A 21281-nucleotide genomic window follows, 5' to 3' on the forward strand; every position below is an offset into this window, starting at 1 on the left:
GCACATTCCTTTTTAACCTATGCTACAGAACTCTAAGGAGCTGATTGCACTTGCCAACTTTTGGTCATTTTATAGAGACATTATTAAATAGCTATCCTGTATTTTTTGAAGGACTATGGCTAACGATACGAGTTACATTCGTATCGGTACTAATTGCCGTTTTTATTGGACTCTTCTTTGCCTTATTTAAGATTTCACAATCTAAGATACTAAACTGGATTGCGAACATATACATTGCGGTTATTCGAGGGACTCCTCTTATCGTCCAAATTTTCATTTTCTATTTTGGATTAACTGAATTTAATATTCCGAAATTCTGGGCAGCATCAATTGGACTAGCCTTACATAATGGTGCTTATATAGCAGAGATTTTCCGAGGATCGATTCAATCGATTGATAAAGGTCAAATGGAAGCAGGGCGTTCTCTTGGAATGAGTCATACGCTTGCTATGAGACGAATTATTTTGCCACAGGCGTTTCGAAGAGCACTGCCACCGCTTGGGAACCAGTTTATTATCGGTCTAAAAGATTCTTCCCTAGCTGCATTCATCGCACTCCCAGAGCTGTTCAGCGTGGCAACAACGCAGGGGGCAAGGACGTTTGATGAAATGACGTACCTACTCATTGTCGCTGTATATTATCTCGTTCTTGTTCTAATCTTTACGCTACTTGTTAACCTGCTTGAAAAAAGATTATCCGCTAGTGATTAAGAGATAAGAGAGGTGCTATGTATGGGAGAAAAAGCAGAAATGATTCGAGTAGAGAAACTGAATAAATCCTTCGGTGATCTTCATGTTCTCAAAGATATTGACCTTGAAGTAAATGAAAGTGATGTTGTTGTTTTAATTGGAGCGAGTGGTTCTGGGAAGAGCACGTTACTCCGCTGCATGAACTTTCTTGAAATCAAAAACAGCGGCAATGTTATTATCGAAGGGGAGACCATTGATCCTAAGAATAATGATCTTAACAAAGTAAGGCAGCGAGTAGGAATGGTGTTTCAACATTTCAATCTGTTTCCTCACAAATCAGTATTGGATAATGTTATTGAAGCACCGCTTACCGTTAAGAAATTGAAACGTGCAGATGCTGTGAAAGAAGGGAAAGAACTACTTGCCAAAGTAGGGCTTGCTGACAAAGCAGATGTTTATCCTAATAAACTCTCAGGAGGACAGAAGCAGCGTGTAGCAATTGCTCGGTCACTAGCTATGAAGCCAGATATCATGTTGTTTGATGAGCCAACATCAGCACTAGATCCTGAACTTGTTGGTGAAGTGCTCTCGACTATGAAGTCATTAGCCAAAGAGGGAATGACTATGGTGGTGGTAACGCATGAAATGGGATTTGCTCGAGAAGTAGGTGACTGGGTTGTTTATATGCACGATGGTAGGATTGTTGAGAAAGGTCATCCGAATGATATCTTCAATGAGCCTAAGGAGCAGCGCACACAGGACTTTTTAAGTTCTATCCTATAGAAAAAGTAAGGAGCAATTGCTCCTTACTTTTTTTTCATTACTAGATAAATACCTACTGCAATTAAAGCGACAGGCCAGAAATTCCCAACGAAAGAAAATGTAGTCGCAAGCCATGTTTCAAGACCTGTATAGAGAAGTTCGATAATAGATATAGCAAGCAAGATAAGCCCTGGAATAAGTCCACTCTTTTTGGTTTTATAATATGTCACTAGGTAGGCTGCACTTAATAGTAATGTGTACATTCCCCAGCTTTGTGGCCATATGGCTAGTTTGTTAACAAAATAAAGGTGAAGGCCAAGTCCAAGAAGGAGTACACCTGGGAATAACATAGGCCCTTCTTTTGAAATGAAGCCCTGGATAATCATAGCTGCGCCAATAACAATTAAAATCACTTGCCAGTTCATTAACTGATCTGAATAAGGTAAGCTGAGTGTTTGAAAAAGATAATAAAGTCCAATCGCGATAAATAATACTCCTGGAAAAACACTTTGACGTTTCAATTCAAATCCTCCTAATGTCAAAAAAACTCATTTTTTGCTATACAATTGATTTTCTGGTACATTAATAGTTGTATGACTACTAATAATATACAAAGAAAATACTTTATTCATCATATCATAATTGCTTTCATAGTCTGTTCACATTTATTGACTCTGTGAGTTTTATCACATGTTAGAATAAAGGTAGACGATAGTTATAAAAGAGGAATTGCTAACAATTTTTGGGGGTGGAACGATGCACATCCTGGTCGTAGGGTTGAACCACAAAACAGCCCCTGTTGAAATACGAGAGAAACTTTCATTTCAGGAGAACGATCTGCCTGAAGCTTTAGATAAGTTGCGTCACTCTAAAAGTATTCTAGAAGCTGTTGTTCTGTCGACATGTAACCGTACAGAGTTATATGTAGTAGCAGATCAGCTTCATACAGGGAGATATTATTCAAAGGCCTTTCTATCTGAGTGGTTTGGAATCGAAAAAGAAGAATTCTCACCATATCTTGTTATTCGTGAAAATGATGCTGCAACGGAACATCTTTACCGTGTAGCCTCAGGACTCGACTCACTTGTTATTGGTGAAACGCAAATACTAGGACAAGTTCGAGATGCATTCTTACTTGCACAAGAGTCGCAAACAACTGGTACAATTTTCAATCAGCTGTTCAAACAAGCGGTAACGCTTGCGAAGCGCTCTCATTCTGAAACGGAAATTGGGGAGAATGCAGTTTCAGTGAGTTATGCGGCTGTTGAACTAGCGAAGAAGATTTTTGGTGGACTTCAAAACAAACACGTTGTGATTCTTGGCGCCGGTAAAATGGGGGAGCTAACAGCAAAACATCTCCAAAGTAACGGTGTAGATCAAGTAACGGTTGTTAACCGAACGCTTGAAAAAGCAACAGAACTAGCTTCACGGTTTAATGGACAGGCTCGTTCGATGGATGAGGTCAATACTGCTCTTCTTGATGCGGATATTTTAATCAGTTCAACCGGGTCTACAAATTACGTTTTGACAGAAGATAATGTTAAACCATTGCTCAAAAAGCGCAGAGGTCGACCATTATTTATGGTGGATATCGCAGTACCAAGAGATTTAGATCCATCGTTAAACAACATGGATTCGGTTTTCTTGTACGATATTGATGATCTTGAGGGAATTGTCGAAACAAACATTGCAGAGCGTATGAAAGAGGCAGAGAAGATCGAGCTAATGATTGAGGAAGATCTTGTTCAGTTCAGAGAGTGGCTTAATACACTTGGAGTTGTTCCTATGATTACAGCTCTTCGCTCTAAAGCTTTATCAATTCAAGCTGAAACGATGAAAAGCATCGAACGTAAGCTTCCGGATCTATCTGATCGAGAACGCAAAGTATTAAGCAAACATACGAAAAGCATAGTGAACCAGCTGCTACGTGATCCTATTGTTCGAGTAAAGGAAATGGCTGCAGAGCCAAATGCTGAAGAGTCGCTTGAAATTTTCACCAAAATCTTTGCGATTGAGGAAGAGATTGAAAGAGAACTTCATAAGCAGCGAGTGAAGGAGAACGAAGAGAAAAGACAGCATGAATCCGTTAACTACTCCCCTTTATTACAGGCATCGCAGTTGCGCTCCTAGGAGAGGAGACATGAGTTGTGACGAACGCCAGCTGGCTTTATGATATAACAATTTTACTTTATTCTCTTAGTGTATTGGGATATTTCATTGATTTCTTGCAAAACAACCGGAGAGCAAATCAGTTTGCTTTCTGGTTGCTTTCTATTGTCTGGGTGCTACAAACAGCCTTTCTAGTTATGCAAATTATTGAGATTGGCGGATTCCCGATTTTAACACCTTTTGAAGGGTTATTTTTTTATGCGTGGGTAATTGTATCGCTCTCGCTACTTATTAATTGGTTTTTCAGAGTCGACTTTTTTGTTTTCTTTGCAAATGTACTCGGTTTCAGTATTATGGCCATCAACCTGTTTGCAACGAGAGAACAGGCTTCTAGTTTGCTGACAGAACAGTTAATGTCTGAGCTTTCGATCATTCATATTACAATGGCGTTTCTATCTTATGGGGCATTTTCGCTATCATTTATCTTCTCCGTAATGTATTTGATTGTCTATCAAATGCTTAAAGGTAAAAAGTGGAGCAAGCGTTTGAGAAGGTTTGGCGATTTATCTCAGCTCGAAAAGCTATCGTATTTATGTAGTGTTCTAGGTGTTCCTCTTCTGCTACTAAGTCTAATTCTAGGAATTGTTTGGGCTCTGTTAAAAGTTGATCAATTTAGCTTACTGGATTCCAAAGTTATTATTTCATTTTTCGTGCTCATCGCGTATAGCACGTACTTATATCAAAAAGTTGCCAGAGATATGGAAGGAAAGTCACTTGCTATGTGGAACATTGCCGCGTTTCTAATTGTCTTGGTAAATGTGTTCTTCTCCGGTACGTTCTCTGACTTCCATTTCTGGTATGTCTAAGAAACACCAAAGGTTGGAGGAAAAATCATGCGGAAAATCATTGTTGGTTCAAGAAGAAGTAAACTTGCTATCACCCAAACAAAATGGGTTATCAGCAAACTAAAGGAGTTAAACCCTGGGTTTGATTTTGAAATAAAAGAAATTGTTACACGTGGTGATCAGATACTAGACGTTACTCTTTCTAAGGTAGGCGGAAAAGGTCTTTTTGTTAAAGAAATTGAAGATGCTATGTTAAAAGGTGAGATTGACATGGCTGTTCATAGTATGAAGGATATGCCGTCCGTTCTTCCTGAAGGTCTTACAATTGGTTGTATTCCTGAACGTGAAGATTATAGAGACGTTATTATATCTGAATCTAAGAAAACGTTTAGAGAACTTCCTGAGGGTGCGATTATTGGAACAAGTAGTCTAAGGCGTGGTGCTCAGCTGAAAGCGATTCGTCCGGATGTTGAGATTAAGTGGATACGCGGGAATATTGACACACGTATTCGTAAACTGACAGATGAAGATTATGATGCAATCGTGTTAGCAGCTGCAGGTCTTCACCGTATGGGATGGTCTAAAGAGGTTGTAACGGAATATCTAGATCCTGATCTTTGTGTACCAGCTGTTGGCCAGGGTGCTCTTTCAATTGAATGTCGTGAGAGTGACGATGAATTGCTTGGCATCCTTGACAAATTGAATGATGACGTTACGAAAAAAACGGTTCTCGCAGAGCGATCATTTCTTCACACACTTGAGGGAGGATGTCAGGTTCCAATTGCAGGACACGCGATTCTTCATGATGACGATTCAGTAACTGTAACTGGTCTAGTAGGTGAACCGGATGGCTCCATTATTATTAAAGAGATGGAGTCTGGGAATGATCCTATAGAGGTTGGCCATACGCTTGCGCTTAAAATGAAAGAACAAGGTGCTAAAGATATTCTCGATCGTGTGAAAGAAGATCTAGATCAATGATGTCTCCGCTCTCAGGGAAGCGTGTATTAGTCACGAGAGCTCGGGAGCAGGCAGCGGCTTTCACGAAATTAATTAACGAACGTGGAGGGCTTTCTGTTGAAATCCCTCTTATTTCTTTCGAACCTCGGAATGACATTCTAAAGTCGATTGAAGTAGAAAAGTACCACTGGATTCTTTTTACTAGTGCGAACGGTGTTAGATTCTTCTTTCAACACTCAACCTTACCAAAAAACAGTAAAGTTGGTGCAGTAGGAACGAAAACAGCGAAGGTGCTTGAGAAGTATGGTGTTCAAATTGATCTTCTGCCAGAGGACTTCATCGCAGAAGGACTAGTTGCGGCGATGTCTAGATATACTTTCACAGGAGAGAAGATTCTACTTCCTAGGGGGAATCTTGGTCGTGATGAACTTCCTGAGCAGTTAAGTGAATTAGGGTATGACGTAACTGATTTACCTATCTATAATACGGTGATTCCTCAAGGTTCAGGAGCGGCGCTGGAAAAAGTAGCTGATGAACAGGCGTTGGATGTCATAACGTTCACATCTTCTTCAACGGTTCATCACTTTATGCAGCTTCTTGAAGCGAAGAATTTGAAAGATCGGTTTAAAGGGATCACAATAGTAGTAATAGGGCCCATCACAGCAGAAACGCTACTGTCCTATGGTTTTCATCCCCATGTCGTACCAGAAAAATATACAATTGAAGGGATGCTCGAAAGTCTCGAGCAGTACTTTCAACAATTGGGAGGATAACAACAATGGAAAAAGGCAACTTTCGCCGTCATCGTCGCTTAAGACGCTCAGATTCAATGAGATCTCTCGTTAGAGAGACGTATTTACATAAAGAAGATTTAATCTATCCGATTTTTGCTGTAGAGGAAGACAATGTGAAACGTGAAATCGCATCTATGCCAGGTGTTTATCATTATTCACTTGATCGCTTAAATGAAGAAGTAAGAGAAGTTGTTGATCTAGGAATTCAGTCTATCATGATGTTTGGCGTACCGGATCACAAGGATGCAGTAGGCTCGGAAGCATACTGTGATACAGGTATTGTTCAGCGCGCTATTAAGCAAATTAAAGAAGAGTTTCCTGATCTAACCGTTATTGCGGATACATGTCTCTGTCAGTATACCGACCATGGTCATTGTGGTGTCATTGAAGACGGTTATGTGCAAAATGACCAATCTCTAGATTTGTTAACACAAACGGCCGTTTCTCAAGCCAAAGCTGGTGCTGATATGATTGCTCCATCGAATATGATGGATGGATTTGTTTCAGCTATACGAAAGGGACTTGATGAAGCAGGGTTTGTAGATGTTCCAATCATGAGCTACGCTGTTAAATTCTCTTCAGCATTCTATGGTCCATTCCGTGATGCTGCTCATAGTACACCACAATTTGGTGATCGTAAAACGTATCAGATGGATCCTGCCAATCGTCTTGAAGCGATTAGAGAAGCTGAAAGCGACATTGAAGAAGGTGCAGACTTCTTAATGGTGAAACCTGCTCTAGCCTATCTTGATATCATCCGTGAACTGAAAGACCGTTTTCCACTTCCAATGGTTGCATATAACGTTAGTGGGGAATACGCAATGATAAAAGCAGCAAGTCAAAACGGTTGGCTTAATGAGGAAGAAGTTGTACTCGAAAAGCTTACTAGTATGAAACGAGCAGGAGCAGATCTTATTATTACGTATTTTGCAAAAGATGCTGCTCGCATGCTTAATCAATAGCATAATTCGAAAGGGGCATAACGAATGGGTAACTATAGTCGTTCGAAAGAAGCGTTTAAGGAAGCATCTAAAGTAATGCCTGGCGGAGTAAATAGCCCAGTGAGAGCATTTAAATCTGTTGGTATGGATCCTGTTTTTATGGAAAAAGGAAAAGGATCTAAGATTTACGATATCGATCAAAACGAATACATCGATTACGTCCTATCATATGGACCTCTTATTCTAGGTCATGCAGATGATCAAGTAGTCGAAAAACTGAAAAGTGTAACAGAGCTAGGGACAAGTTTTGGCGCACCGAGTACTTATGAAACGAAACTAGCCGAACTAGTGATTGAGCGAGTTCCATCAATTGAAATCGTTCGAATGGTGAATTCAGGAACAGAGGCGACAATGAGTGCTTTGCGCCTTGCAAGAGGGTATACAGGACGAAATAAAATCCTTAAGTTCGAGGGTTGCTATCACGGTCATGGAGATTCTCTTCTCATTAAAGCTGGCTCCGGTGTTGCTACATTAGGTCTACCTGACAGCCCAGGTGTACCTGAAGGTGTTGCTCAAAACACGATTACCGTGCCGTATAATGATCTTGAGAGCCTTCGCTATGCGTTCAATGAATTTGGAGATGACATTGCAGGCGTCATTATTGAACCGGTTGCAGGAAACATGGGCGTTGTTCCACCACAGCCTGGATATCTTGAAGAAATTCGAAAAATCACAGAAGATAATGGTACATTACTTATTTTTGATGAAGTAATGACTGGATTCCGTGTTGGATATAACTGTGCACAGGGCCATTATAATGTAACGCCTGATCTAACTTGCCTCGGTAAAGTAATTGGTGGTGGACTTCCTGTAGGTGCCTATGGTGGTAAAAAGGAAATCATGGACCATATTGCTCCGAACGGTCCAATTTATCAAGCAGGTACACTAAGCGGAAATCCTCTTGCAATGACAGCAGGATACGAAACTCTGGCTCAATTAACACCTGAAAGTTATGAGGAGTTTGAACGAAAAGCAGAGCGTCTCGGAGAAGGATTATCTAAGGCTGCAGCTAAATACAACATTCCACATACAGTTAATCGTGCAGGATCAATGGTCGGTTTCTTCTTTACAGATAAAGATGTTATCAATTTTGAGACAGCATCATCTTCTAATTTAGAGCACTTTACAGCCTATTTTAAAGAAATGCTGGATCAAGGTATTTCCCTTCCTCCATCGCAATTTGAAGGAATGTTCTTATCAACGGCTCATTCTGAACACGACATTGATGAAACAATTGCAGCTGCTGAAGCAGCGTTCTCTAAGCTAGTATAAATCAATAAAAAGCTGTCAGCCTACTGTGCTGACAGCTTTTTTTCTTTGGTGTTTTGTTAGCGTTGTTTCATTACTTTCTAAATTGAATTAGACATATTTCTTCGAATAGTTCATACATGTGTAATGTATGGATAATGTTTGAAAGGAGGAGAAAGCATGCCTGAAGGCTCATATTTGCATTTCTCCGTGGAGGAGCAGGTCTGGTTAAAGAAAGGACAGGAAGTTGAAGAGGTGTTGTCCATCTCCCTAGATCCTGAAATTTCAATTGAAGAGTACGAGGACTATGTTGCCGTTAAGGGGTGTTTATACCTTTCAGGAGAGTATCTTCAACGTGACTACAATGATGATAGCGATGAACCTGAAAATGAGGCATCTGCTTATCGCTCCATTCATGAAGTTCATGTTCGAGAAGATGGTACAGCATCAATCGGTCACCGTTTCCCTGTCGATATAACGATCCCTGCAAGTAGAGTTAGAAGCTTAGATGAAATCTATGTAACGGTTGATACGTTTGATTATACGTTGAACGAAACGAACTGTCTTCAGTTGAAAGCGGATATTTCTATTAGTGGCATTCAAGGTGACGAGAAACGATCTGAGTATGAGACGTACAGTGAAGAAAATGATTCAGTTGATGAGAATGTAGAAGCGGATAGTGATGAGACGGAAGAAACGGAAGAAACTGTTTGGGAGAATGATGTGAAGTACGTCGATGATCGTGAAGAGGAATCTTCGGATTTTGCTCACCAGTTACGATCACCTCAGGTTGATATGAGGGCTAAGGCAGAGCGCTATCTAGCGAATCTTTTGGATCAAGAAAATTATGAAGAAGGTCAAGAACCAACTTATGACTTTCTAACAAGAATGGCTAGACAAATAGAGGATTCAAATTTCTATCCTTCTGAACAACCTGCAATGGAAGAACCAAACAACTACGATGATGTGGAAGAAGATACTGTGGAAAAACCGCAGCGCAGCCGTGAAGAAAACGCACTTTATTTGACGAGTATGCTTACAAAGGAAGAAGAACAGTTCTCGAGAATGAAAATGTGCATCATTCAGCCTGGAGATTCATTAACAGAAATTGCAGAGCGCTACCGTGTACTCCCAAGTCACCTTGCTCGAGTGAATAGACTTGAGGAAGATGAAGTGAAAGAAGGTCAGATCTTATATATTCCTGTAAACCGCTAGCAATTTGATTTAGTTCAACCCCACCCCAAAGAAGGGTGGGGGTAAAGGGGCAGTGGAAATGGATGTTGCAGATTTATTAGGAAAGGAATTTGGGTTCGAACAAGTAAGTTTGTTGGATGAACCAAAAACAGTATTAACCAATGTCGGCAAAAAAAAGTTAACATACTGGCGGGAGCGGGATTTGCTTGAGTATCATCTCAACTTCCGTGACCGCTTTTTTTCTCAATATGGTATTCTATGTAATCGTATGATTCGTACGCTAGACGGAGACGGCTATGTTCAGTATGGTGATTTCTACATCACAGTGCACGATTTGGTTGAAGAATGTTATGCAGAAGATCTCTATCCTGAAATGAAAGGTTACTTGTTAGCGGCTCTGGTTGGCACAGCTAAAGAGACTCCTTGTTCACCTCAATACGCTTATTCTTCTACATTTCCTTATAGAGAAACGTTAACAGCGCTCGCTTCGATAAAGCTATTGTATCCAAAAAGTTATACGCTCCTCGTTAATCTAATTCCAGAAGTTAAAAAAAGACTATTAGTCGATCAACCCAATATTCTCCCTCCTGCTCCATATGGAGGGTATCGTTTAAAAAGAGTGATGGGACAGATTTTCTTCGAAGCATCTGATGCAGTACCACTACCGGCGTACAAATGGATCGTTAATGAGATACAGTTTTGGTTCAAAACGATGGAAACTGAGAGTTTTGTTAAAAGCTTTAGTGCATTAATAAATGGCGTTGATGATGAAATGCAAGCTTATATTATTCAAAGTGTCATTGAACCGTGGGAGTGGCGATCGTGTATTCTCGCTCTCCAACAAGGAAGTCACTCTGATCAAAAAATTAAACAGTTTCAAGAAGAGTGGGAAGCGACCAGGAATATTATTGATACACTACAGCTCTCCATTTCAGACAGGAGGGTTTCCTATGAGTGACCCAGCGCTATTATTTCAATATGATTTGTATCCTAATCAGGTTGTGAAACAAGGAAAGGTGACGCGGATAGAGACAGAAAGAGGAACTTTTGCCTTAAAAGAGACAAAGCTTAGTAAGGAACAAATGGACTTTATGATCTATCTTGAGGAGCGGTTTAAAGAGCTTCATTACGAGGGATATGTACCAATCGTTAGAACAAAGTACGGAGATTCATTCGTTTTAATGGAGGATAGGGTAGCTTATTTGACACCATGGGTTGAAGAGGATAGGGGTAACCCTGCTCAGAAAGAAGAACGAATGGTTCAAACACTTGCTGAATTACATGGATATACAGCGAAGGAACAGGCTTTTTCTGAAGAAGTTATTAAACAATCCTATCAGAAAATGATTTTTCTACGGGAAAGTCGTCAGTTCGAGATGGAGAAGTATATGAGTCAAGTTGAGAAACGAATCTACCTTTCGCCGTTCGAACTATCTTTTGTGAGTCAGTTTCATCAACTAATGAAGTACTGTGATTTAGCTAGAAAAAGATTGGATGATTGGTATGAGCAGGTCATCGAAGCGAAGCGATACCGAAGCGTACTATGTCATGGTAAATGCTCTCCTTCTCATTTTGTTACTGTAGAAGGAAAAGGGTATTTTATCAATTTCGAACGATCCGTTACGGATACTCCTGTGCGAGATCTCGCTTACTTTGTACGCTCATCCATCAAGCCATTTCAATATAATCCGGCAACAACCACCGCACATCTCGCTCAATACGAAGATCAATTTGCACTATATGATGAAGAAAAAGAACTGCTAGCAAGTTACTTATATTTTCCTGAGACAATTTTCAATAGCGTTACATTGTTTAGCGAGAATCGGCAGGAGTGGTCTCATATAAAGCACGTCCGACTTTTAACGAAAAAAATAGAAGTGATGAATGGGATAAGCAATGTCTTACAATCACTTTAAATCCACTCGAAGTAAAAGCACACTTCTAATGCTACAAGAATCATAAGTATTAATACGTCAACTGAAGTTGGAAATAGAATTGTTCGTATGGTCTGAAAGATAATGAACGGTGGTACGAACTGTGCAAATAGATCTCTAAACTTATAAACTGCTGGAGGCAGCTGATAGCGATTCATTCCTCCAAATCGTTTTTTCATGTTCATTCCCCTTCGCATTGGACTATTCACTCTTAGCGTATGTTCAGTAAGGAAATTGGGTGATTAGGTTGTGTGAAGACTGGCTATGATAAGAAAAAGGGCTTTAAGTATCTTGACGGTAGTGAATCAAAAAGGTAAACTTGATATACAAATAGTCGACAGGCAAAGATAGGGAGTAGTAGAATGTGACCCCTTCAGAGAGAGAAGTCATTTGCTGAAAGATTTCTCAGGATTAGAGCATTCGAAGTCGCCCTTGAGCTGTTTCTCTGAACGTGTAGTAGGAGAGACCGGTAAACCCGTTATTCGAATGAAGCGTACAGCTAAACGCTTATTTAGCTGTAAATAAAGGTGGTACCGCGAAAAAACTTCTTTCGTCCTTTTCCTAAGGATGGAAGAAGTTTTTTTGTTGTCTTTAGGTTTTAAACGTACCATGATTGACGGGAGATCCGGATTATTGTCTGAGACTTATTGAATGGAAAGGGAGATAGGCTATGGCGAATAAAGAATTAACAATGCCGACGAAATACGATCCGAAGGCAACTGAGCAGAAATGGTATCCCTATTGGGTAGATGGAAAGTTCTTTGAAGCAACAGGAGATAAGAAGAAGGATCCTTATACAATTGTTATTCCTCCACCTAACGTAACGGGTAAGCTTCACCTTGGTCATGCTTGGGATACAACACTTCAGGACATTCTTTCCCGTGTGAAGCGGATGCAAGGATACGATGTTCTCTGGCTTCCGGGAATGGACCATGCCGGCATTGCTACACAAGCGAAAGTAGAAGGCAAACTTCGCGAGGAAGGCACATCTCGTTATGATCTTGGTCGCGAGAAATTCCTTGAGAAATCGTGGGAATGGAAAGAAGAGTATGCAGATTTTATTCGGAGTCAGTGGGCGAAGCTAGGTTTGTCCCTAGATTACTCAAGAGAACGCTTTACACTTGATGATGGTCTTTCAAGCGCCGTTCGTGAAGTATTTGTTAAGCTATATGAAAAAGGGCTTATTTACCGCGGGGAGTACATTATTAACTGGGATCCACAAACAAAAACGGCTCTTTCAGATATCGAAGTTATTCACCAGGAAGTAACAGGTCACTTCTATCATATGCGTTATCCTCTTGCAGATGGTTCAGGTTCAATTGAGATTGCAACGACTCGTCCTGAAACCATGCTTGGAGATTCAGGGATTGCGGTTCACCCTAAAGATGAGCGTTACAAGCATCTGATCGGAAAGAAAGCAATCTTGCCGATTGTTGGTCGTGAAATTGAAATCGTAGCTGATGATTACGTTGATCGAGAGTTCGGTTCTGGTGCTGTTAAGATTACACCAGCTCATGATCCAAATGACTTTGAAATTGGTAATCGTCATAACCTTGAACGTATCCTAGTTATGAATGAAGATGGATCAATGAATGAGAATGCAGATAAGTACCAAGGCATGGATCGATTCGAATGCCGTAAGCAACTTGTGAAAGATTTACAAGAAGCGGGAACGCTCTTCAAAATCGAAGAGCATATTCATTCAGTTGGTCATTCTGAGCGAAGCGGTGCAGTTGTAGAACCGTATCTTTCAACACAATGGTTCGTTAAAATGGGCCCACTGGCAGAGCAGGCAATTGAACTTCAAAAATCTGAAGATAAGGTTCAATTTGTACCTGATCGTTTCGAGAAAACGTACTTGAATTGGATTGAGAATATTCGTGATTGGTGTATTTCACGTCAACTTTGGTGGGGCCATCGAATCCCAGCTTGGCACCATAAAGAAACAGGTGAGATCCACGTTGGACTTGAAGAACCTTCTGACATCGAGAACTGGGAACAGGATGAAGATGTTCTTGATACTTGGTTCAGCTCAGCTCTATGGCCTTTCTCTACGATGGGTTGGCCAGATGAAGAGGCAGCTGATTTTAATCGTTACTATCCGACGAATGTACTCGTAACTGGCTACGACATTATTTATTTCTGGGTAGCTCGTATGATCTTCCAGGGAATCGAGTTTACAGATCAACGTCCATTCAATGACGTTCTCATTCATGGCCTCGTTCGTGATTCTGAAGGTCGTAAGATGAGTAAATCTCTCGGTAACGGTGTCGATCCGATGGATGTAATTGAAAAGTACGGTGCAGATTCACTTCGCTTCTTCCTATCAACAGGTTCATCACCTGGTCAAGATCTTCGTTTCTATTGGGAGAAGGTTGAATCGACTTGGAACTTCGCTAATAAAATTTGGAACGCATCCCGTTTTGCCCTTATGAATATGGACGGGATGACGTATGATGAACTAGATTTAACTGGTGAGAAATCAACTGCAGATAAATGGATCCTCACACGATTGAACAATACTGTAGAGCAGGTAACTCGTCTTATTAATAACTATGAATTTGGTGAAGTTGGTCGTTACCTTTATAACTTTATCTGGGATGATTTCTGTGACTGGTATATTGAAATGGCGAAGCTACCGCTATACGGAGAAGATGAAGCTGCGAAGAAGACTACGCGTTCTGTTCTTGCATATGTACTTGATCAAACGATGCGTCTCCTTCATCCGTTTATGCCTTACCTCACAGAAGAAATTTGGCAGCACCTTCCACACGAAGGTGAATCCATTACAGTTGCAAGCTGGCCTGTGAAGCAGGAAGAGCTTGATTTCCCTGAAGCTGCAGCAGATATGGCTCTTCTTACTGAAATCATTCGTTCTGTTCGTAACATTCGAGCTGAAATGAATGTAGCACCAAGTAAGCCAATCGAGTTACGCATTAAGCCTAAATCAGAGGAAGCTCAAAAGCAGTTGGAGCAAAACAGTCAGTATATTGAACGTTTCTGTAATCCTGAAACATTAACGATTTCTGCTGATCTTCAGGCACCAGAGAAATCAATGACAGCAGTCGTATCTGGAGCAGAATTATTCTTACCACTTGAAGGTTTAATTAACATCGACGAAGAAATCGAACGCCTTCACGGTGAATTGAAGAAGTTGGATTCTGAAGTTGATCGTGTTCAGAAGAAACTTGCGAATGAAAGATTTATTAGCAAGGCTCCTGAAAAAGTGGTTGAAGAAGAACGTGCTAAAGAAAAGGATTACCTTGAAAGAAGAAGTAACGTAGAAGCTCGTATTAAAGAATTGAAAAAATAAGCAAAAGACGAATCTCTTATGATAGAGATTCGTCTTCTTTTAAGAATAGGAGTGAAGTAGATGTTTCAATCATATGATGAAGCTGTCGATTGGATTCATGACTTACTTAATCATGGCATTAAACCTGGTTTAGAGCGAATGGAGTGGATGCTTGAGCAACTGGGAAATCCTGAACGTCGTTTGAAAACTATCCATGTGGGCGGTACGAATGGAAAAGGATCAACTGTAACCTACATGCGTACGGTATTAGAGGAAGCGGGTTATGAAGTGGGGACATTTACTTCCCCTTATATTGAGACATTTACAGAACGAATCGCAATCAATGGTCAGCCGATAAGTGAAGAAGATTTGATTGACCTTTGTAATCGTGTAAAACCGATTGTTGAAATAGCTGCAGCATCACCTCTTGGCTCCCCAACCGAATTTGAGGTTATTACAGTAATTTCTCTACTATATTTTGGTACAGTTTCTTATCCAGATCTTGTTGTTATGGAAGTTGGCTTAGGGGGGCGATTTGATTCAACGAATGTAATCCACCCGCTCGTCTCTGTTATTACAAACGTCGGATATGACCATACACATATTCTAGGAAGTGACATTAAACAGATTGCATATGAAAAGGCGGGGATTATTAAATCTGGCGTTACACTTATCACTACTGCAGAAAAAGAAGAAGTCTTAACACTTTTATCTGAAACAGCAAGGATGAAAAACGCAAAAATCTATCGGTTAACGAATGAATTTGATGTAAAACATCTGACTAGTGCAGACGAGGGAGAGCATTTTCAATTCACTTCTCCATTTGGATCGATTGAGAATTTAGTTATTGAAATGAAAGGCGAGCATCAAGTGAAAAATGCCGCGGCTGCTCTTATGGCACTTGACTATCTACGGGTATTTTACGGAATTCACTTAGAGAAGGAAATGATTCAACGCGGTCTGAAGAGAGCAAGCTGGCCTGGAAGATTTGAAGCGTTACAACAGGAGCCTTTAGTGATCGTAGACGGTGCTCATAATCCTGAAGGCGTTGAAAGTCTTTCGAATACCCTTCAGAATCATTATAGCGAAAAGCGCATCCACGTTGTTTTCAGTGCTCTAGGAGACAAAGACATTGAGTCAATGCTTCAACCACTCTATCCTATTGTCGAATCACTTACGTTCACTACATTTGATTTCCCACGTGCGGTTAAGGCGCGATCGCTATATGATCGGTCTACGTTTAAAGAGAAATCATTCTATGAGAATTGGAATGATGCCATTCAAACCGTTTTTGACCGAACGAGCAAAGAAGATCTCATCATCATTACGGGTTCACTCTATTTCGTTTCGGAAATACGGAATTATCTAAAAAATTAGAATAAAAATGAAAAAGCTAGGACTTTCACGCTATTTTTTGCTAAAATAAACGTAACCATAACGGATATGGAAAATTATTCTTCTAAAGAGAAGACGGAGGGGGAAGCAATTGACTGCAATAATGAATCGCTATGTTTGGATTGTCTGGCTATTGTTCTGGCCACCACTCATTTTTGCAACGTTCTATTTCTTTCCCCCTGACTTAACGAATAACCTTGCTGATGTTTTTGCGCTGTTTGGCCTGCTTGCAGTTGTGGCAATGATGCCGATTAATGTAAAGGGAACCGATCTTTTCTTTATACAAGGTATTTCTCTTGCTGTGTTTCTGAGGTATGGGTTATTAGTCGAAACCATACTTACCCAGCTAGCGATCTTAGTTTTTCTCTTAAATCTTCGTGTAACAAAGCATGATAGTCATCGCTATCCTGTGAATATGATGATGTTTTTGCTCGTGTCGCTTACTTCAGGTGGACTTTTCTATTTAATGGGTGGCTCCACGGGAGAGTTCTCAGGAAATGCGGTTACACAGCTTTTACCATCAATGGTGTATGTATTCTCCCTTATCTTTGTAAATCAAATCTTACTTCACTTTTTAAGAATCTACATCTATAAAGAGAAAAACACCAAATTCTTCGGAAAAGATATGCTGTGGGAAGCAATTACAACTGCTGTCACGTTACCAGTTGGATTTCTTCTTTACATGTTACATACATACCTCGGAACCATTGCGATCTTCTTTGTTGGCGTTCCATTTATTCTTGCTTCTTTAATGCTTAGATTGTATTATTCAAGCCGTAAAGTAAATGACTTGCTACAAAAAACGAGCGAAATTGGTCAACAAATCACTCAATCGCTTGATACAGATGAAATACTGCATTTGTTCTTAAACGAAGTAACAGATATGTTTGTTGTACATGATGCGTATATTATGGATGCTGAACACGTAAAGAAGCTAACCGTTATCAAGAGCTTTAAACAGGGCAGAGGCGTAATTGCCTGTCCGAAAGAGAACGATTTTGCTTTCGAAGAGGGTATTAGTTCAAGGGTTTGGAGAAGCGGAAGAAGTAGATTATATACGCGGCGTTCTCAGTGGAGAAACCTTACGACAGGGGTTTTACCGAAGTCCGCGAACTCTGTTATCTCAGTTCCAATGAAACGGAATAAGAATGTAGTCGGCATCATTACACTAACGACGAATAAAGTTCGCTCATATGAAAAGCATCATATCCTCGTGTTACAAATTCTGGCCAATTATCTTGCAGTAGCCATTGAGAATGCCAAGAACTATGAAGAGACGAAAAGGCGAAGTGAACGTTGTCCGTTAACAAGTTTATACAATTACCGATTCTTCGGGGAATTGTTAGATGAGAAATACAAACGTTTTGATGAACGCCCTGATCCGTTTTCTATCATTCTTCTAGATCTGGATCATTTTAAGAAAGTGAATGATACATTCGGACACCATAGTGGCAATGAGGTACTGATTGGGCTTGCGAACCGACTTGTTGAAGAAGTCGGTGATCGTGGAACAGTAGCGAGATTCGGTGGAGAAGAATTCATTCTCTTGCTCGAAAACCATTCTCATGAACAAAGCCTACAAGTTGCAGAAGATCTCCGCTGTGCAATCGCGGATCGTCCATTTGAAATCTTTAATGATCTTGAAAATGGGAATCGACAGGTTATCTACATCACCGCTAGTATTGGAGTAGCAACCGCGCCTAATCAAGGTGAAGATACTCAGACATTGATTCGTAACGCTGACCGTGCGATGTATACTGGTGCAAAGCAGCGGGGGAGAAATCGAGTTGCGAGTTATGTAGGATGACGAAAACCCGCTCTTCACAGAAGGTGAGGAGCGGGTTTTTAATAGTGGAATTTACTTTTTCGTACGATTGAGTGGGACTGGGTCTGAGATGACTTTAATGATTGATTCCTGAGGCTTCAATTCTAAGTATATGTTAACGATATAAGGGTTGTATGTGATCTGTAGGCGAGAAGGCTCATTTTTTTGATAGATAGGTAGCTGAAAATAGGTAGAATTATATTTTTGATATTGATTGCTGCTAGGATTAGAAGTTTTAGCTTTCCTTTTAACGGTTGCTTAAAAAGGGTTGAAGTTAATAGTGTAAGTGAAACGAGAATTTCAATGAGTGTGAAACCTTTATCATTTTGAAGCACTGATCTGGACCCCCAATATGAAACAAACATTGTTAATAAATAGTGTTTTTTCCAATTTCATAATACTATAATACAATAAACCACATATAATTCTTTTTATATTGAATTTTTTTAAATTTTTATTGGGGAGGTGTAAAGCTAGTACAATATGTATTGTTGTTTTTATAGGTGAAGGTTTGCTTTTACTTATTATTACGCTTATTCCTTCAACAGTTATCTGAAGCTCCAGTAAAGATAGAGCCAGAAAAACATTACCTACCGATGAAATTAATCTATTAAACTATTTGGAAGAAGGATAAAACATATGATCGTTGTATTGCATAGTTATTTATTTCTAGTTGGTCTTGCGCTTGGGTCTTTTTATAATGTTGTAGGTCATAGGGTACCAATCAAACGATCGATTGTGGCTCCTCGCTCATCCTGCCCAAACTGTAAGCGGGAACTTTCAGCGTTAGAACTCATTCCGGTTTTCTCTTATTTAGTCCAGCGTGGGAAATGCAAAGGGTGTTCATCAAGAATCTCTCCTATCTATGCAACTAACGAATTTGTGACCGCATGTCTTTTTACGATAACACCGTTTTTGGTAGGATGGTCAAAAGAATTGCTGATCTCATATGGATTGATTTCCCTTCTCGTTATTGTGTTTGTATCTGATATTTTATATATGCTGATTCCTGATAAAGTTCTATTGTTTTTTACAGCTTACTTTATCGTAGCAAGAATCATTGTTCCAATGAACCCATGGTATAGCCCTTTAATTGGAGCAACTGCTGGTTTCTTACTACTTTTACTCATTGCTGTTATCAGTAAAGGCGGAATGGGTGGAGGGGATATCAAGCTGTTTGCCGTGCTAGGTCTTATATTTGGGTTTCAAGAAATACTGCTTGTTTTCTTCTTTTCAACACTTTGCGGATCGATTATTGGTATTGCTGCTTTACTCAGTGGAAAAGTGAAACGAAAGCAGCACATTCCGTTTGGTCCATCAATCGCTCTAGGTGCAATTATTACTTATTTTTATGCTAAACCAATCATAGACTGGTATTTTAGTTTTCTGTCATGATGGAGGGAATGGATGATGGGTTTTTTCGTTTTAAGCCACAATCAAAACAAATTAGTATGATTTTGCCTGATCACGTGATCAGAATGGTTGATCTATCTCATTGGACAATAGAAATTCGTTCTTACCATGAACGATTTCTTCCTGAAGGAATTATTCGTGATAGAAAAGTAATCGAACGAGATACCCTTTCTGTCATTTTAGAAGAGTGTGTAGAAGAATGGGGAATTAAAGGGAAGAGAGTTGTGTTTCTAGTTCCTGATACCTATCTTGTCCTAAGAAACGAGAAGATCCCTCTTTCGGTTGCTGATGAAGATATTAAAGGTTACCTTTACCTTGAAATTGGCACAAGTATTATGCTTCCTTTCAAAGATCCCGTGTTCGATTATGAATTAATTGGACAAAAGAGTGAACATAAAGAAATTCTTCTTTTTGCAGCTCCTGAAGAAATCGTTAATGATCTACCTTCCTTACTTGAGTCCGTTTCCCTTCATCTGGAAGCAGCTGATGTTACCGCACTATCCCTTTATAGACTATACTATCTTATCGATCAAATTGACTCACAAAAGTCAACGCTTCTCATTCATTGTGTTATTAAGGAAATAAATGTAATTATGTTGTTGCTTATAAAGAAAACCCTCTTTATAAGACGGTAACAGACGAAGAAGCGAAAGAGTAGTTTCTTCTATAGTGTATAAGAGAAGCTTCTATTATAAAGGCTTCTTTTTTGTGATTAGCTGTTAGTAGAACAAGCACTCAAATCTAGTAGTTTCTGTTCTAGCATTTTCCCTCATTTCATAGACTATAATACAAGCCGGTATCAAGGAGGATGGTTATGGACAGGGAGAAGCGGACCATATCAATACGGTTAAATGGGGAGGATATGAGCAAGCCCTCCAAAACACATAAAGAGGAAAGTGCTGCGGCAGAAGAAAAAGATTTTGAGTGGATTTTACCCGAGCGGCGTGATGCTAAGAAAATGGTAGAGATTCGAAAGCGCCATATTCAAAAAAGACCTCGTCCATTATATGAACCTACGAAACGTCCGAAACTTCCGGTCGGAAGAAAAAAGAAAAAATCTTCTCTGCTGAAGGGGAAACCGGTAATTACGATAAAGAAAAAGGTAGTAGCTTCAGCTATTTTTGCTATTGTTATTGGAGTATTGTTTGGACTTAGTTTGTTGATGGTTTTCTCAGGAAACAATGTAACGCTACCTGCTAATTCTGAACCAACATCACTACCAGCTTCAACGACAGAAGCTGAGTTATCGCTTGATTTACACGTCGTTCAATCAGGAGCTTACGAAACAGAAGATGCTGCGAAGGAATTTCAGTTGAAATTTAAAGAAGAAGGATTTCCTGCTACTATTTTCAAGGGAGAAAAGTACTATTTATTGATCGGCATTTCTCCTTCAGTTGAAGGACAAGATGCTCTTGGGAGCTATTTTGAAAGTAAGGGACAGGATGTTTACAAAAAGGTTTGGTCAGTAGATGGAAAAGGCACTTCAGTAGATCCTGAGTTGGCGCAGCATATTCAAGAAGGAAGAGATCTTCTTGAAGAGCTAACAGAACTTGATCTAGCAGCACTATCCGATAATAAAGTGACGACCAAAGAAATAGAAGCAACAGCAAAATCCATTGAGAGCTGGAGTGAAAAAGGAACGAAGATGAGTGATTGGCAGAAAGACGATTCACTACAATTCACAGAAAACTTAAATGGAGCATTGAAAGAAATCCAGGAATATACGTCTGAGGAAAAAATCTCATCGCTTTGGATCGCGCAGCAACATTTATTAGATGGGATGTCATCTTATCAAAACGTTGTGGAAAGTATGAAATAAT

At 39.9% G+C, this 21281-nt stretch carries 20 protein-coding genes and 1 other annotated feature; of the genes, 17 read left to right on the forward strand and 3 right to left on the reverse strand.

Annotated features, from left to right (window positions below; genetic code table 11):
• The first annotated feature begins 50 nt into the window (after positions 1 to 50).
• Both AB986_RS16730 and AB986_RS16735 read left to right on the forward strand, forming a co-directional pair.
• On the forward strand, positions 51 to 710 hold the full coding sequence (locus tag AB986_RS16730; RefSeq protein WP_048312540.1) for an amino acid ABC transporter permease: 660 nt from the start codon (positions 51 to 53) through the stop codon (positions 708 to 710).
• A 21-nt stretch (positions 711 to 731) separates the two neighbouring features.
• Positions 732 to 1472 carry an amino acid ABC transporter ATP-binding protein gene (locus AB986_RS16735; RefSeq protein ID WP_048312542.1) on the forward strand — a complete coding sequence of 247 codons (741 nt, stop codon included), beginning with the start codon at positions 732 to 734 and terminating at the stop codon, positions 1470 to 1472.
• A 23-nt stretch (positions 1473 to 1495) separates the two neighbouring features.
• Here the strand turns inward: AB986_RS16735 and AB986_RS16740 are convergent, their stop codons facing one another.
• Positions 1496 to 1972: a LiaI-LiaF-like domain-containing protein gene (locus AB986_RS16740; RefSeq protein WP_048312543.1), complete on the reverse strand. Its 477-nt coding sequence runs from the start codon at positions 1970 to 1972 to the stop codon at positions 1496 to 1498.
• A 235-nt stretch (positions 1973 to 2207) separates the two neighbouring features.
• Here AB986_RS16740 and hemA point away from each other — a divergent pair, with 235 nt between their 5' ends.
• The 9 genes from hemA to AB986_RS16785 all read left to right on the forward strand — a co-directional run bounded on the left by hemA (position 2208) and on the right by AB986_RS16785 (position 11518).
• On the forward strand, positions 2208 to 3581 hold the full coding sequence (gene hemA, locus AB986_RS16745; RefSeq protein WP_048312544.1) for a glutamyl-tRNA reductase: 1374 nt from the start codon (positions 2208 to 2210) through the stop codon (positions 3579 to 3581).
• Between the two features lie 17 nt (positions 3582 to 3598).
• Positions 3599 to 4426 (forward strand): cytochrome c biogenesis protein CcsA, encoded by an 828-nt coding sequence (gene ccsA / locus AB986_RS16750; protein ID WP_048312547.1) that lies wholly within the window; start codon positions 3599 to 3601, stop codon positions 4424 to 4426.
• Between the two features lie 27 nt (positions 4427 to 4453).
• The gene (gene hemC, locus AB986_RS16755; RefSeq protein WP_048312550.1) at positions 4454 to 5386 is read left to right on the forward strand and encodes a hydroxymethylbilane synthase; all 933 of its coding nucleotides are present in this window, start codon (positions 4454 to 4456) and stop codon (positions 5384 to 5386) included.
• Positions 5383 to 6138 (forward strand): uroporphyrinogen-III synthase, encoded by a 756-nt coding sequence (locus tag AB986_RS16760; protein WP_048312552.1) that lies wholly within the window; start codon positions 5383 to 5385, stop codon positions 6136 to 6138. Before hemC ends, AB986_RS16760 begins: the two co-directional genes overlap by 4 nt.
• Before the next feature lie 5 nt (positions 6139 to 6143).
• Positions 6144 to 7121 (forward strand): porphobilinogen synthase, encoded by a 978-nt coding sequence (gene hemB / locus AB986_RS16765; RefSeq protein ID WP_048312555.1) that lies wholly within the window; start codon positions 6144 to 6146, stop codon positions 7119 to 7121.
• Positions 7122 to 7145: 24 nt separating this feature from the next.
• The gene (hemL, locus tag AB986_RS16770; protein WP_048312557.1) at positions 7146 to 8432 is read left to right on the forward strand and encodes a glutamate-1-semialdehyde 2,1-aminomutase; all 1287 of its coding nucleotides are present in this window, start codon (positions 7146 to 7148) and stop codon (positions 8430 to 8432) included.
• A gap of 156 nt (positions 8433 to 8588) precedes the next feature.
• Positions 8589 to 9623: a stage VI sporulation protein D gene (spoVID, locus tag AB986_RS16775; RefSeq protein ID WP_048312560.1), complete on the forward strand. Its 1035-nt coding sequence runs from the start codon at positions 8589 to 8591 to the stop codon at positions 9621 to 9623.
• A 58-nt stretch (positions 9624 to 9681) separates the two neighbouring features.
• Positions 9682 to 10560 (forward strand): hypothetical protein, encoded by an 879-nt coding sequence (locus tag AB986_RS22465; RefSeq protein ID WP_048312562.1) that lies wholly within the window; start codon positions 9682 to 9684, stop codon positions 10558 to 10560.
• Positions 10553 to 11518: a phosphotransferase gene (locus AB986_RS16785; protein ID WP_048312564.1), complete on the forward strand. Its 966-nt coding sequence runs from the start codon at positions 10553 to 10555 to the stop codon at positions 11516 to 11518. The genes AB986_RS22465 and AB986_RS16785 overlap by 8 nt, the downstream gene beginning before the upstream one ends.
• Here AB986_RS16785 and AB986_RS16790 read toward each other — a convergent pair.
• Positions 11515 to 11715 (reverse strand): hypothetical protein, encoded by a 201-nt coding sequence (locus tag AB986_RS16790; protein ID WP_048312566.1) that lies wholly within the window; start codon positions 11713 to 11715, stop codon positions 11515 to 11517. The genes AB986_RS16785 and AB986_RS16790 overlap by 4 nt on opposite strands.
• Positions 11716 to 11871: 156 nt before the next feature.
• Positions 11872 to 12097 (forward strand) — a binding site (T-box leader).
• Positions 12098 to 12206: 109 nt separating this feature from the next.
• Between AB986_RS16790 and AB986_RS16795 the strand changes: the two genes are divergently transcribed.
• From AB986_RS16795 to AB986_RS16805, 3 genes are all read left to right on the forward strand, one after another.
• Entirely contained in the window at positions 12207 to 14849 is a 2643-nt protein-coding gene (locus AB986_RS16795; protein WP_048312569.1) for a valine--tRNA ligase, read from the forward strand.
• A 60-nt stretch (positions 14850 to 14909) separates the two neighbouring features.
• Positions 14910 to 16205, forward strand: coding sequence for a bifunctional folylpolyglutamate synthase/dihydrofolate synthase (locus AB986_RS16800; RefSeq protein ID WP_048312572.1), 1296 nt, complete (start codon positions 14910 to 14912; stop codon positions 16203 to 16205).
• 109 nt (positions 16206 to 16314) lie between these two features.
• Complete coding sequence (locus AB986_RS16805; RefSeq protein ID WP_053216228.1) at positions 16315 to 18030, forward strand: sensor domain-containing diguanylate cyclase; 1716 nt, start codon at positions 16315 to 16317, stop codon at positions 18028 to 18030.
• Positions 18031 to 18152: 122 nt separating this feature from the next.
• On the opposite strand, the gene AB986_RS22990 is transcribed toward AB986_RS16805, so the two are convergent.
• Positions 18153 to 18413: a prepilin-type N-terminal cleavage/methylation domain-containing protein gene (locus AB986_RS22990; RefSeq protein ID WP_084006613.1), complete on the reverse strand. Its 261-nt coding sequence runs from the start codon at positions 18411 to 18413 to the stop codon at positions 18153 to 18155.
• A gap of 274 nt (positions 18414 to 18687) precedes the next feature.
• On the opposite strand from AB986_RS22990, the gene AB986_RS16815 reads away from it, so the two are divergent.
• The 3 genes from AB986_RS16815 to AB986_RS16825 all read left to right on the forward strand — a co-directional run bounded on the left by AB986_RS16815 (position 18688) and on the right by AB986_RS16825 (position 21280).
• On the forward strand, positions 18688 to 19443 hold the full coding sequence (locus tag AB986_RS16815) for a prepilin peptidase (protein ID WP_048312578.1): 756 nt from the start codon (positions 18688 to 18690) through the stop codon (positions 19441 to 19443).
• Between the two features lie 8 nt (positions 19444 to 19451).
• Positions 19452 to 20096 carry a type IV pilus biogenesis protein PilM gene (gene pilM, locus AB986_RS16820; protein ID WP_053216229.1) on the forward strand — a complete coding sequence of 215 codons (645 nt, stop codon included), beginning with the start codon at positions 19452 to 19454 and terminating at the stop codon, positions 20094 to 20096.
• 179 nt (positions 20097 to 20275) lie between these two features.
• The gene (locus tag AB986_RS16825) at positions 20276 to 21280 is read left to right on the forward strand and encodes a hypothetical protein (RefSeq protein WP_048312581.1); all 1005 of its coding nucleotides are present in this window, start codon (positions 20276 to 20278) and stop codon (positions 21278 to 21280) included.
• Position 21281 lies beyond the last annotated feature (1 nt).

It is taken from the genome of Guptibacillus hwajinpoensis (assembly GCF_001039475.1).
Classification (GTDB): Bacteria; Bacillota; Bacilli; order Bacillales; family Guptibacillaceae; genus Guptibacillus; species Guptibacillus hwajinpoensis.